This is a genomic window from Candidatus Nitrotoga sp. AM1P (genome assembly GCF_013168275.1).
In the GTDB taxonomy this organism is placed as follows: Bacteria; Pseudomonadota; Gammaproteobacteria; order Burkholderiales; family Gallionellaceae; genus Nitrotoga.
The window spans coordinates 257,682-271,702 of record NZ_AP019547.1 but is presented as its reverse complement, the minus strand read 5'-3'; the positions used below and the strand labels follow the sequence as shown (position 1 = coordinate 271,702).

10 protein-coding genes and 4 pseudogenes are annotated in these 14,021 nt (G+C 46.6%); 8 read left to right on the top strand and 6 right to left on the bottom strand.

The window, feature by feature from the left end; translation table 11 throughout:
- Positions 1–106 precede the first annotated feature (106 nt).
- The 5 genes and pseudogenes from W01_RS01280 to trxB all read right to left on the bottom strand — a co-directional run bounded on the left by W01_RS01280 (position 107) and on the right by trxB (position 4,951).
- Complete coding sequence (locus W01_RS01280; RefSeq protein ID WP_173051846.1) at positions 107–460, bottom strand: TusE/DsrC/DsvC family sulfur relay protein; 354 nt, start codon at positions 458–460, stop codon at positions 107–109.
- A gap of 204 nt (positions 461–664) precedes the next feature.
- Positions 665–1,822 (bottom strand): annotated as a pseudogene (locus W01_RS01275) (IS4 family transposase).
- A 372-nt stretch (positions 1,823–2,194) separates the two neighbouring features.
- Positions 2,195–3,268: a PQQ-dependent sugar dehydrogenase gene (locus W01_RS01270; RefSeq protein ID WP_242007003.1), complete on the bottom strand. Its 1,074-nt coding sequence runs from the start codon at positions 3,266–3,268 to the stop codon at positions 2,195–2,197.
- A 155-nt stretch (positions 3,269–3,423) separates the two neighbouring features.
- Positions 3,424–3,984 carry a Smr/MutS family protein gene (locus W01_RS01265; protein ID WP_173051844.1) on the bottom strand — a complete coding sequence of 187 codons (561 nt, stop codon included), beginning with the start codon at positions 3,982–3,984 and terminating at the stop codon, positions 3,424–3,426.
- Between the two features lie 7 nt (positions 3,985–3,991).
- The gene (gene trxB, locus W01_RS01260) at positions 3,992–4,951 is read right to left on the bottom strand and encodes a thioredoxin-disulfide reductase (protein WP_173051843.1); all 960 of its coding nucleotides are present in this window, start codon (positions 4,949–4,951) and stop codon (positions 3,992–3,994) included.
- 285 nt (positions 4,952–5,236) lie between these two features.
- Here trxB and mltB point away from each other — a divergent pair, with 285 nt between their 5' ends.
- From mltB to W01_RS01230, 7 genes and pseudogenes are all read left to right on the top strand, one after another.
- Positions 5,237–6,193: a lytic murein transglycosylase B gene (gene mltB, locus W01_RS01255; protein ID WP_173051842.1), complete on the top strand. Its 957-nt coding sequence runs from the start codon at positions 5,237–5,239 to the stop codon at positions 6,191–6,193.
- Positions 6,194–6,438: 245 nt separating this feature from the next.
- Positions 6,439–8,022: a sensor histidine kinase gene (locus tag W01_RS01250; RefSeq protein WP_173051841.1), complete on the top strand. Its 1,584-nt coding sequence runs from the start codon at positions 6,439–6,441 to the stop codon at positions 8,020–8,022.
- Positions 8,019–8,561 carry a dihydrolipoamide acyltransferase gene (locus tag W01_RS01245; RefSeq protein ID WP_173051840.1) on the top strand — a complete coding sequence of 181 codons (543 nt, stop codon included), beginning with the start codon at positions 8,019–8,021 and terminating at the stop codon, positions 8,559–8,561. The genes W01_RS01250 and W01_RS01245 overlap by 4 nt, the downstream gene beginning before the upstream one ends.
- 2 nt (positions 8,562–8,563) lie before the next feature.
- Positions 8,564–9,934, top strand: coding sequence for a sigma 54-interacting transcriptional regulator (locus W01_RS01240; RefSeq protein WP_445082538.1), 1,371 nt, complete (start codon positions 8,564–8,566; stop codon positions 9,932–9,934).
- A 49-nt stretch (positions 9,935–9,983) separates the two neighbouring features.
- A pseudogene (locus W01_RS14605) lies at positions 9,984–10,286 on the top strand (transposase); the annotation flags it as partial.
- Positions 10,287–10,322: 36 nt separating this feature from the next.
- Positions 10,323–10,965 (top strand): annotated as a pseudogene (locus W01_RS01235) (IS3 family transposase); the annotation flags it as partial.
- Positions 10,966–11,013: 48 nt separating this feature from the next.
- A pseudogene (locus tag W01_RS01230) lies at positions 11,014–11,467 on the top strand (IS481 family transposase); the annotation flags it as partial.
- 187 nt (positions 11,468–11,654) lie between these two features.
- On the opposite strand, the gene W01_RS01225 reads toward W01_RS01230, so the two are convergent.
- Positions 11,655–12,218, bottom strand: a complete 564-nt coding sequence (locus W01_RS01225; RefSeq protein WP_173051839.1) for a hypothetical protein — start codon at positions 12,216–12,218, stop codon at positions 11,655–11,657.
- A 640-nt stretch (positions 12,219–12,858) separates the two neighbouring features.
- Between W01_RS01225 and W01_RS01220 the strand changes: the two genes are divergently transcribed.
- Complete coding sequence (locus W01_RS01220) at positions 12,859–13,710, top strand: IS5 family transposase (protein WP_173051838.1); 852 nt, start codon at positions 12,859–12,861, stop codon at positions 13,708–13,710.
- The last annotated feature ends 311 nt before the right edge of the window (positions 13,711–14,021 follow it).

Genomic DNA, 14,021 nt, shown 5'->3' with positions numbered 1-14,021 from the left:
AATCAGAGTAAGACATAGTTTCTAATCAAGCTGCACCACCCTGAATCAATTTAGCTAACGCTTAGAATCTATGACAAATACTGTCATATTACGTTGAAACATTAACTTAAATAACTGTATGTGCATTAGGATCTACAAAAAGCTTAGGTAATCCTGCAATCTTACATCCTTGCTCCGCCGGACCCGAAGGGAACAGATCATACAGGTATGGACTCTTACCTTTTTCTTCGCTTATTTCTTCGCTAACTGCTTGGGTTAATTCACGAATATTGGGTGTACTTTGATGTTGTTTATAGTACGCACGCAAGAATTTGATAATTTCCCAATGACTATCAGTCATTTCCAATTCTTCGGCTTGTGCAATAAACTTCGCAATGTCCATATTCCAGTCGTCAAAATTGACGAGATAACCTTCCTTGTCGGTTTCATAGGTTTTTCCATTAACATCGATGGCGGGCATAATTTTTTCCTGTTTGATAATTTAAAGCATAAAAATATATAAGATAAACAGTTTACTGATAGCAACAAGGCTCTCAAAGCCGCCGCAGTCTATGTAAAGTGGTACCCTCAGTCAAGACAATAGATACCTCTTTCGAAAAACGTACAACTCTTAAAAATGCAGAGCAACCTAAGTACATCTATATATCACATCAGTAGTGTCCGGTTAAAAGTCGAACAAATTTAGTTGGTTATAAAAACCCGTCTGATTTGGGAGCTGCCCACTGCCTGCGAAGGCTTGGGATAGCTGGGTTTTCTCAAAAACAGACACCGATAAAATCGGTAGCAAAGAATAGAGAGAGGCATCAAGTTTAAGCTCCTTTTTGACAATGGCAATCAGCACGTAAGTAGCGACAGCGCACCAGATTTGCGTCTTCACCGCATTCTCGCTGTTGCCGATGAAACGCTTGATGCGCAGATGCTGCTTGATCCACTTGAAGAACAGCTCGACTTGCCAACGGCTCTTGTACAGCGCGGCAATGGTCAACGGTGTTGTTGGTCAGGAACACCCATGTCTTGCCGGACTCCGGGTCTTTGAAACGGATGCGTCGCAACTGCTCGGGATAATCCTGCAAGATGTAGAAACCGTTCATCGCGATGCGCTGATCGCAGATGACGCCGGTGTTCCGGTCGGTTGGTATCGAATACACCCTGCGCGCATCCATGCCGCGCTTGGCTCGGGTCACGAAGAGCGCGCCTGCCTGGTGCAAAGCGAACAACCGACTGAAATCCAGATAACCCCGATCCATCACATAGAACGCACCGGCTTCGATAGGCAATATATCCAGCACGTTGACATCGCCCATCTTGCCATCCGAGATATGGATGAAAGCTGGAATGTTGCCGCACAGATCCAGCAGGGTATGCAGCTTGATCGCCGCCTTGGTGGAGCGGAATGGTGCCCATGGAAACAGCGGCAGACACAGGTCGATGGTTGTGGCATCCAAGGCGTAGACGGTATTGTCCAAGTCGATACCGAAGCTGTCGTTGCAGTACAGCTTGCGCGCATGCCGGATGAGCAAGGCGGCCAAGTCCGCCCAGATGCGCCAGTCGCGCCCTTCGTTGGCATCGGCCAGTGTCGACCGTCTGATCGGCGAACGAAAGCCCATGCTGTACAGCTTCGTTCGATTCGCCAGCAAACAGTTTCGATATCGCGCAGACTCTCGCGATAAGTCAATTGCGCGAAGGCCATGGCGCGAAATTGCTCGGGGCAACTCAAGCTGCGCACTCTGGAATCGCCGCCATAGCGATCTACGATCCGCGCAAAGCTGGTCCACGACACAAACTCCATGAGTTGCGCGAACAGCGTCTTGCCCAAGTTCATCGTTCATCTCTAGAGGGTTTAATCTCTGGAAGTTACTCGAACCGGAATATCGGTAAACTGATTTCAAATCGGCACCAAAATAAATTGCTCTGCAAACCGCGCCAATACTCAGTCTTGGCTCTTAAATTTGTTAATTAACCGGACACTACTGATATCACATCACAAATTTCTGATGCCATTTATACCAGATGCCCCAATAACACATTGACTACCAGCACATCAGCTCAACCAACACTCATTGTTGCCCTTTTAAAGCTGAGCCCCTGGAAACAGCATATCGTAAATCCCTTAATCAAATTGCGTTCAATTTGCTGATCCAAGAATCAATCACAACAACGTATTCAGACTCTTAGCGCACAACAATGCAACTATTCAAAGCGTATATTTCACCCGGTAAATTGCCCCTGCAAGGTCGTCACTAATAAGCAGCGAACCGTCAGGCATGACCAATACGTCGGCAGGACGACCCCAAACCGATTCTTTGCCGCTGGCATCCTTTTGCAACCAGCCGCTAATGAAGGGTTCATGACGAACGACTCCACCCTGGCTATCAAGTACCACCCTGACAATCTGGTAGCCCACTTTTTGGCTTCTATTCCATGAACCGTGCTCAGCAATGAACACGTTATTCCGATATGCATCTGGAAATTGCTTTCCAGTATAAAACCTCATTCCAAGGGATGCGACGTGTGCTCCAAGCTTAACTACCGGCGTCACGAACTCTTCACATTTTCGCTGGGCTCCAAATTCCGGGTCTGGCGTATCACCTTGATGACAGTATGGATAACCAAAATGTTGACCGGACTTTGAAACGTGATTGAGTTCGTCGCTCGGTAGATCATCTCCTAGCATGTCCCGCCCATTATCGGTGAACCATAGCGAACTATCGATCGGACTCCAGTCAAAACCGACTGAATTCCGTACGCCACGTGCCACTACTTCCATCGCGCTACCATCAGATTTCATCCGTTGGATATTGGCAAAGCGTTCGCCTGGATTACAAATATTGCAAGGTGCGCCAACTGGCACATACAGCCAACCATCGGGGCCGAACGCGATGAATTTCCAGCCGTGATGGGCTTCCGTGGGAAGACGATCAGTGACCACAATGGGTTTGGGCGGATTGATTAATCGATCATCAATTCCATCCAAACGAAGAATTCGGGATACGGCGGATACATATAACTGGCCCGCTTGATAAGCCACGCCTACGGGCTTCGTAAGCCCCGATGCAATAATGTGTACTGCAGCTGCTCGATCCTGCTTTAGCTCAACTGCGTAGACATTTCCGGCAGCCATACTACCTACATAGAGTACACCCCGACCGTCCGCATATCGCCCCAGAGCCATCTGGCGCGCATTAGGTACGGCGTCGGTCAGCAATTCAATTTTAAAACCAGGCGGAAGGCGCAGCTTATCGAGTTGCAGGCTATCGGCCCAGGACATATTTGTTGAGAGTCCGAGCAGAATAAAACACAGAGACAGTAATCTGAATGAAACTGTTTGCATTACGGCGACCGTCAACGAATAACACATAAGCATGTTCAAAACTTTTTTGTCCTATCTGATTTATTTCGTTTAAATTAGAATTCTGCCGGCTCTCATTTATCCAAAATATCGCTGCTTTGACCACCTACCTTAAGCAATACCCAAACCGCGCCACTACCACCTGCATTTAGCGGCGCTCCGCAAAATGCCAGCACTTCGGAATATTGAGACAACCAATGGCGCACACGGCTTTTCAGTACACCTTCCTTACCACCCGCTTGCCATCCTTTGCCGTGTATCACGCACACAAAGCGCAAACTATGCTGCACCGCATCGCGCAAGAATTCAAGCAATAGCTTGCGTGCGGCATCACTATGAAAACCGTGTAAATCCAGGGTATCTTGCATCGGCCATCGCCCACGCCGCAACTTGCGCAGGGTCATGCGCGACATACCAGAACGCAGAAACTCGGTCGGAACATCACCCTCAGTATCATTGTCGGACAATGTGTCTTCAATTAAGGGGGGAGAAATTACAGTACTACGTGGCGGTACGTGACGTAATGGTTGAGCTAAGGAGATGCGGTTGGATGGCGGCAACGGAATAACACCATCCAGTACCTGTTGAAATAACTCGGCATTAATAGATGCAGGCTGATCCTCTTTCTTTTTCATTGCTCCTTCAATGGCTCAGTGCGCTTAAATATTTATCCGCATCCAACGCTGCCATGCATCCAGTAGCGGCGCTGGTTACCGCTTGACGATAAATATAATCCTGTACATCACCTGCCGCAAACACGCCTGAAATACTAGTAGCTGTCGCATTTCCATTCAGCCCCCCACGCGTGATTATGTAGCCATTTTCCATTTCTAACTGACCGTTGAAAATGTCAGTATTAGGTTTATGGCCGATAGCGACGAATACACCAGCCAGCGAAATGTTTTGCGTGTTACCGGTTTGCATATGTTTGAGACGCATACCAGTCACACCGCTGTCGTCACCTAACACTTCGTCTAATACTTGATGCAGTTGTAACGTAATCTTGCCTTGCTCAACCTGCTTCATTAAATGATTCACTGTGATGCGTTCAGCGCGGAAGCTATCGCGTCTATGCACAAGCGTGACATGGCGTGCGATGTTAGAAAGATACAGCGCTTCTTCCACTGCAGTGTTGCCGCCCCCTATTACTGCCACATCCTGCCCACGATAAAAAAAACCATCGCAAGTAGCGCAAGCAGACACACCTTTCCCCATGAATTTTTCTTCAGAAGGCAAACCAAGATACTGTGCCGAAGCACCCGTGGCGATAATAAGTGCATCACAAGTGTAACTACCTGCATCGCCAATCAAAGTGAATGGTTTTTGTTGCAACTTGACGGTATGAATATGATCAAAAATAATCTGTGTATCAAAGCGTTCCGCATGTTGCTGAAAGCGTGTCATCAATTCGGGGCCTTGCACACCCATCGCATCGGCGGGCCAGTTGTCTACATCGGTAGTGGTCATCAGTTGACCTCCTTGCGCCATGCCGGTTATCAACATCGGCTTAAGGTTGGCACGCGCAGCATAGACTGCGGCAGTATATCCCGCGGGGCCTGAGCCAAGAATAAGTAGGCGGTGATGCTGTGTTGGTTTTTCCATAAAAATAAAATTCTCCAGTCCAATGCAATCAGGGAGCGAAATTTAACAGTGGTGCATCCCTTTGTCGAGGGTAAAATATAAACCGATGGCGACCAAATAAATTGGCTAAGTTTGTAGCACTTGATTTATTCGATTTAACTAAGCCCGGGATCGTTGGACTTCATTTTTTACTTACGAGCCAACAAAATGAAGGTCCAATGTTCCTATAAAATACTTGTTACAGGAAATAAAAATGCTTTACCCATTGTGCTTCACCATTTCCAGCCTGTCTAAAACACCGTCAATATGATGACTTGGCTTTGTTTCGCTCTGCTACTGTTTTCTATTCCAACCGTGAGCGCGCTGGAATTACCTGGCCTCCCCCAATTCATTGACGAAATGGTGATAAAACACCAGTTCAAGCGTAACGAACTAGAGCAAATATTTCAACGCACGCAATACCGCCCAGCGGTTATCAATCTCATTTCCGCACCAGCCACTATCAAACCCTGGCCACAATACCGTGCCGCTTTCACCAACAATAAACACATAAGCGATGGACTAAAATTTTGGCAAAATCATATAAATGCGCTGCAACGTGCGGAAAAAGAATACGGCGTGCCGCAAGAAATAATTGTCGCGGTGATCGGTGTGGAAACCAACTACGGCCGTAACACAGGTAAGTTCAATGTATTGGATACACTGACCACCTTAGCCTTCGACTATCCGCGTCGTGCCGATTTTTTCCGCAACGAATTGGAACAATACCTGTTGCTGGCACGCGAACAAAAAATCGAACCATTCAAAATACAAGGCTCCTATGCCGGTGCAGTAGGCATTCCACAATTCATGCCGAGCAGTTACCGCAAACATGCAGTGGATTTTAACAACGATGGAGAAATCAATTTATTCAATGACCCGGAGGATTCCATCGGGAGCGTGGCAAATTATTTCAAACAATATGGCTGGCAAAATGGCGAATCTGTGGCGGTTCGTGCCAAATTAAACGAAAAGGCTGAATTAAATGTCAAAGAAACCCACGACATGGCAACTTGGGCAGAAATGGGAGTGATTCCAGTAACACAAACAACCGCAGACCTGAAATCTGCGTGGCTACTGGACTTTACTGCATCTGATGGTAAAGAATTCTGGCTGGCATTCAAAAATTTTCAAGTCATTATGCTTTACAACAACAGCATCTTCTACGCTATGTCAGTGCACCAACTTGCTGATGCACTTCGCAATACGCGAATCATGAATTAAATCGATCCAAATAGTTATTGCGACTCAATACAATTTAAGGCTAAAGTAGCCAATTATTTTTCTCGATACAACATGTAGATGCAAAATATTTTGAAGTTGGCTCTTTCTTGATTCACATGAAAGAATGGCAGTGGAAATAGTGTTGAAGAAATGGGTTAACCGAAATTTATTGCACTAACCCTTTCTCCAACCGAAGTTCGGCCATACGTTCATATCGTAGTTATTTTACTGATACCGAATAAATAATGGGTTTTTTTATAACCGCTGATACTGCAGGTACGGAGGGTGGACTTGCTGCCACCGCTTTAGGACGATTTCGGCACAACCCAAAATCCTTTCTAAAGCTGATTTTGCTCGGATTTACACTTGTTGGTCTGCCGCTCATTGTTGCGCTTATTAATAGTGCTGTATCGATCGACGATTTAGCAGGCCAAAGTCGCAAGGCTGTATATCAGGCAGTGCAAATTACACTTGCCAGCCATACTTTAACAAATGAAATTCATTTAATGGAACGAAGCGTACGACAGACGCTTATTCTTGGTGATGAATCTTTGCTTGAGGGATATTTTCAAGCACATACGAAGTTCGGAAAAACAGCCACAAACCTTCTCCAACTCTCATCACGTACTGAACAGAAGCAAATGTTGGTGCAGCTACAATCGCTTGAAACCGCGATCTTTCAACAGATATCGGCTGCGAGCCAAGCTCCAGATAAACTACGCGAGCTGGTTCAAAGTTTTACCCCACTGCTGGAATCTACACGCAATTTTTCTGCCGCCGGTTATGCATTAATTGAACTAGAAGTGGAGGAAATGCAAAATATGGCGGAGCATGCACACACCGTTATGGTTTGGGAGTTGTTCGCATTGATCCCGTTCGCGATATTGCTGGCAGTTGGATTCTCTGTATTGATTACACGTCCCATTCGGCAAATTGACGAAGCTATCCGCAACATGGGACAGGGTGAGTTATCAAAAACAGTACGTGTCGATGGCCCGCAGGACTTAATGTACCTCGGTGAACGCCTTGACTGGATGCGTCGGCGCTTGCTAAAACTGGAGGAGCAAAAAACCAGATTTTTTCAACACGTTTCTCACGAACTCAAAACGCCCCTCACATCAATGCGCGAAGGTGCGGATTTGCTTGCAGAAGGGGTAGTTGGAGAACTGACCGTACAACAACAACAAATCGCAAATATCCTCCATAACAACAGCATACAATTGCAAAAACGCATTGAAGATTTACTAAACTACAGCGCGTTGCAGACTGAAAAATCTGCACTTATAAAACACCAAGCGAATTTGGCAGGCATTTTGAGTGTCGTATTACAAGATCAAAACCTCGCCATTATGAATAAAAAACTGAAAATTGATCTAGCTTGCACGGAATTGATAATTGACTGTGACGAACAAAAAGTCAGAATGATTATTGACAACCTTTTATCAAATGCCGTGAAATTTTCCCCACTCGGCGGCCGCATTAAAATATGGACAAACAAGGTTGACGATTCGGTGCAACTGGACATTATAGACACCGGTCCAGGTATAGATGCAATAGACCAGGACAGAGTATTTGAGCCTTTTTATCAGGGACGAAGAATGCCTGAAAGTCATGTTAAGGGAACAGGATTGGGATTGTCCATTGCGCGTGAATACGCACTTGCTCATGGTGGCAATATTGAGCTCAAGGGAAATCGCTCTTCTGAACAGCAGAGCGAGAGTGAATCCACTTTCGCTCATGATCACAATATTGATTCAGTGCAGCAAACCAAAACAGGCGCTTATTTCCGCCTTACCTTGCCCATCCATGATCCAGAAAGTTGTTCATGAATATGATCCCTAAAAAAACATGGGTTTTTCTAACAATACTATTGCTCACCCTGACCGCTTGTTCAACCGTACCAGCGTGCCAACCACCAATCGTAATGTTGCCTCCTCCACCTATTGTTATCCCGCCCAGCCAACTGGAAGTATTAATGCAATATTTTGAATCCATCCGAAAAATGTCCGCCACAGAACTAGTTAAAGAACATGACAAAGCGAAACAAAATCTAATATTGACTAAGGGTGACACTGCTCGAGCAGAATTGGCACTGCTCCTCATATTGCCCAACACGTCCTTCCGCGATACTGGCGCCGCGCTTAATCTGCTCAATGAATTGCCGAAGGAGGCGAAATTGTCGGCCAGCATGCGTAGTTTCAAGCAATTACTATCCACACTACTAACTGAACAACAACGTATTAACGGTAGTGCGAATGAGTTATCACAAAAGTTGAAAGAAGAGCAAAAATACTCTGAAGTTTTGAAAAATCAAATTGATAACATCAAAAGTATGGAAAAAAATCTCATCCTCCGGGATAAACCATAAGTATGCAAAAAATGACCGAATCTAATCCAAAAATACTCATAGTCGACGATGATACAGACCTGCTAGAGCTGCTTTCCATTCGTTTGACGGCCGCTGGCTATAAAACCGAAGTAGCGCAAAGTGCCGAGATAGCCCTTAATTACTTGGACGTGTCACGCCCGCAGCTGGTTATTAGCGATATGCAAATGAGCGGCATGGACGGAATGAAGCTGTTCGAACATATTCACCGCACCATACCTACTTTACCTGTCATCATCCTGACAGCACATGGCACGATACCTGATGCGGTTGCCGCGACACAACGTGGTCTATTCGGCTATCTGACCAAACCTTTCGATAGTAAAATTTTGCTGGCCCAAGTTGTTCAGGCTCTCAGACTAGTACCTGGCACTACGCTCCCAAAAGAAGAAGCTCAAACACCGTGGCGCAAAGACATCATCACCCAAAGCGCCATGATGGAGGATATCCTCACAAAAGCAGAACTCGTCGCAAAAGGCGATGCAAGCGTGCTGATTTACGGAGAAAGCGGCGCCGGCAAGGAGTTATTTGCCCATGCCATTCATGACGCATCCAAACGCCGTGATCGGCCGTTTGTAGCCGTCAATTGTGCTGCGATTCCCGAACAGTTATTGGAATCAGAATTATTCGGGCACGTCAAAGGCGCGTTCACCGGCGCGGTTCGAGATCACAAGGGCTTGTTTCAACTGGCAGAGGGGGGGACGCTTCTTCTGGATGAAATTGGCGATATGCCGCTTCCGCTCCAGGTCAAGTTATTGCGAGTTCTCCAGGAAAGACAAATACGCCCTGTAGGATCAGTGCAGACGATTCCGGTGGATGTACGCATTATTTCTGCTACCCACCGGGATCTTCTGGCTGAAATCAGTACAGGCAGCTTTCGCGAGGATCTCTATTACCGACTAAAAGTTGTAGCGCTGACAATCCCTGCATTATCACAACGACGAGAAGATATCCCTCTACTGGCAAATCATTTTCTTAGCGTGCTTTGCGCAAAATACGATAAAGAGATTAATGGATTTTCTCCTGATGCAATGGAAATGCTGGTTCGTGCATCGTGGCCTGGCAACGTGCGCCAACTGATGAATATTGTCGAACAATGCGTTGTGTTAGGCACTGCCCCCCTCATTTCTCCTGTGCTGATTCACGATGCCATGCAAAAAGAAGAAGAAGGATTAGTTTCGTTCGAAGACGCGCGTAGGCACTTCGAAAGAGATTATCTAGTGCGCGTGCTAAAAATTACGGCAGGTAATGTGACCAAAGCTGCGGGTTTAGCCAAACGTAACCGAACCGAGTTCTATAAGCTACTCCAGAGGCATCAGCTCGATCCCTCCATTTTTAAACAGTCACAAAATTAATTATTTAAAGACCCTACACTTACTCAAAAAAATAGTGTGTAGTGGTCTAATGAAAACGGACACCTCGATAGGATTATTATTCACCTGGAGAGGAGCAGCAATGACAAAACAACGCCAGCATTACGAAACCGCCTTCAAACTCGAAATAGCCCGCATGGTAGTAGATCAAGGATTGAGCGTCGCGCAAATCATGACTATTGGCCGCACGGCGATCAATCGTTGGATTAAGCAATACTGCGCGGAGCAGCAAGGTAAGTCGGGTATTGGCAAACCGCTCACCGCCGAACTACAACGCATTCGCCAATTAGAACAAGAGAATCGTCAACTGCGTACAGACAACGACCTGTTAAAAAAGTATCGGCCTTCTTTACCCGCGAACTGAAAAGTGCGTCGTTTAATGCGTGAAGCGGGGCTCAAACCGGTCTGGAAGAAGAAGTTTGTGAATACCACCGACAGCAGGCATGATTTACCTGTAGCGGATAACCTGCTGAATCGTCAATTCAACCCAGTCAGCCCGAATCAGGCGTGGACATCTGACATTACCTACATCCGCACCCAAACGGGTTGGCTGTATTTAGCGGCGGTGATGGACTTACACTCGCGCAAGCTCATTGGTTGGGCGATGAGCCCAACCATGCCGGCGGAGCTGGTGTGTCAGGCATTACGCATGGCGCTTGGGCAACGCCAACCTGGAACGGGATTGATGCTGCACTCAGACCGGGGCAGCCAGTACGCAAGCCATGAATATCAAGCGTTGCTCAATCAACACGGCATTACTTGCAGCATGAGTCGCAAAGGGAATTGTTAGGATAATGCGGTGATGGAACGCTTCTTCTTGAACTTGAAGATAAAGCGGGTGTGGCAGCGCAAGTATGCGAATCAGATGGAAGCGATTCAAGATGTGACCGACTATAATCGTGGGCTTTTACAACTGCGTAAGAAGGCATTCAGCTTTAGGTAATATCGCACCATTGGTTTTTGAAAAACAGTTTGCAGCAAAACAACCGATTGCGGTGTCTGGAATTACTTGACCACTACACTCGTTGAAACCGATGGTTTAGAAGGACTCATCTGCATAGGGTCAGCACCGCACCCGTAATGCATGACGTAAACGCAGTGTATTTGTTTCAGGCAGTGGTGTCCGCTCTATCTGGCTGCGGCACAAACTTGAAAATTTAAAAGACCGCTTGAGCGCACTGGAAGCCAAAGTTGCGAATGAGGGTTTTGTACTCAGCGATGCACAAATTGCCGCACTTGAACGCAAGCATGAGGTGATGTGGCCTGCGGTGAAATTGAAACGGCTCATCCCGGCTACCTGGCTGCGCAAGGTACCTTTTACGTAGGCAATCTGAAAGGCGTGGGTCGTATATACCAGCAGACGTTTATTGATACCTACAGCCAGGTCGTTCATTGCAAGCTATACACAACTAAAATACCGATTACAGCAGCTGATCTACTGACCGATAAGTACTGCCATTTAATACCAGCCACAATCTATCTATGCTTTTAATGCCCTGTAGACGGACTTCGTACCTTGCATTTGCGCTCTTCGTCGGATCAACAAATCAACACACTAATTCATTAAGCGTCATTACATCCAGATTCGACCTTTACTCCAAGATCGGCCTGTTGTTAAAGATATTCCGTTCCCGAAGGGCGAACCGGCGCGGGGCAATCCGCCGGTTCAGAACAAACTTTCTGTCCTTCGCTATGCCTTGCTTTAACTTTTTTTCGTTTTACTGCCCGATTTTCGGGGCGTGAATGATTTGCGAGGAACGTTTTTGCTGTTTTCAAATTCGTTAACGATAGTGGTTGCCGCGACTCCGGCTAACTTAGTGGCGACACCTTTCAAAGCCACGTTGAATTCTTTACTTGTAGTTTGCCCAGAAAGGCGGATGAGAATATGAGCGAGTTCAACAATTTCAGCAGCAAGGACGGATTTCCAAGGTATTGGGTCAGGCTCAAAGCCTAAATTTTCACTCCACGATCTGGAGTGGGGAAATGGCCAAGGCCAAGGCGGGCACAGTTCATCACCGGGTTCCCAAGAGGCAACGAGGGCAGCACTGGCCTGCTTAGCCATGCTCTTGGAAATATCCATCACTTCTCGGGATAGAGTTTTGTTGGTGATAGCAACAGCGACCGATTTGACCACGTCGGCCACCATTAAATCAACATGCGCATTGGAAAAAACAAATGGAATGTGGGGGTTGACAGCATCCCAAGCTTTTGGATTAAGAGAACCAATAAGATCTGCTTTCGAGTGAATACGTGAAAAATTAACCATGATTTCTCCTCTGAATTATGGATATTCAATAGGCTTAATATCCTATTGAAACATAATACTACGCACGCGATAAGTCTTTGTCAATTTGGACACGGCAGGTTAGACATAAATAATAAATCCAATATTACAGGGGTTGGGTTCTCAAAAAAACATTAGGGATACATTCGAAGAAACTTCATGGCTGATGATAAATTTGCCTCTCTTTTGTTGCAATTCCGTGGAACTATTTCAGCATTTCCTTATCTATACTTTCCGTATAGCGCAAGCTATCCCACGTTTCATCTCCCTGAACGTGAAGTCATAACTTATCCCATTAGTTATGACTTTTGCCCCTGCTCTTATTAGGTTCAGGGGCATTTTTTAATTTTCTTTGTGTACTGTGAGATTGATCGGTTCGGACTTACTTATTTAACCAATCAAGATAGAGTTTTTATGAGGCAACATCACCCTGCCTCGGTTCTTGGAAAGCGCATCAATGATAAATACTTTGACTGCATTTTTAGGTTTTTTTAAATTTGGGATGGACGAGCTATTTTCAGATATGTACTCGGATACAGGCCGCCCCTCAATTGCACCGGAACGATTGCTGCACGCGCAGACGCTACAAATATTGTACACGGTACGCTCGGAATGACAGCTGATGGAGCAGATCGATTTTAACCTGCTGTTTCGCTGGTTTGTTGGCTTAGAGTTGGGCGAGGCGGCATGGGATGCGACCGTGTTTTGTCATAACCGTGACCGGCTGCTGACGCATGAAGTTGCCGAAACATTTTTCGAGCAGATCAAGGCACAGGCCAGCGCAAGCGAGCTGTTGTCGCAAGAGCATTTTACAGCCGATAGCACGTTGCTGGACGCGGCGGCATCAATCAAAAGTTTCATGCGCAAGGATGCGGAGTCCGGCGAAGACGCGAAGTTCGACAAGCAGCAGCCTGGGGATCAGGGGCGAAACAAGGAAGTGAACTTCCACGGCGAGCAGTTCAGTAATGCGACCCACCAATCCGTAACGGATGGCGAGGCGCGCCTGTCTCGCAAGGCAAAGGGCAAGGAAGCGAAGTTAAGCTTCATGGGGCATCTGCTGACGGAGAATCGCAACGGTCTGATCGTACAGGCCAGCGTAAGTCAGGCAACGGGAACGGTGGAGCGGGCAGTGGCGTTAGCGATGCTGGATGCGGAGCAAATCTCGGGCAGACGCACCTTGGGTGCCGACAAGAACTATGACACCCAAGCCTTTGTGGCGGACTGCCGCGAACGCAAAGTAACGCCACATGTGGCGCAGAAAAAACATACAGCGATTGATGGGCGCACCATCCGCCATGCGGGTTGCGAGATTAGCATCAGGAAACGTAAGCAAATCGAAGAGTGTTTCGGCTGGATGAAAGACATCGGTTTGATGCGTAAATTACGGCATCGCGGGCAATCGTTGGTGAACCAGCTATTTTTGTTTACGGCCACGGCGTACAACCTGGTCAGAATGAGGCGATTATTGGCGTAACACGCCATAAATCCGCCCAAAAGGCGGAAAAACGGGAAATCCCCAGAAAATAGGCTCCTACAGGAGCTATAAATTTAGAATCGACCGAAAAAATTTTTAGGCGGATGGGTAAGGGGAAATATATGTGCCTTTTTCAGCAGCCTGCTAAGGTGAAGGTCCGATCAGGTCTGAGCTAGTACAGCTAATCAATAACTACAGATATTATCTCTCCACCTGAAATTCGCTTGCAATTGAATTCGAACGAACGTAATAGTCCACAACTCTCAATAAACAAAATTCACAACGACCAAGACGAAACCTCCGAACATACA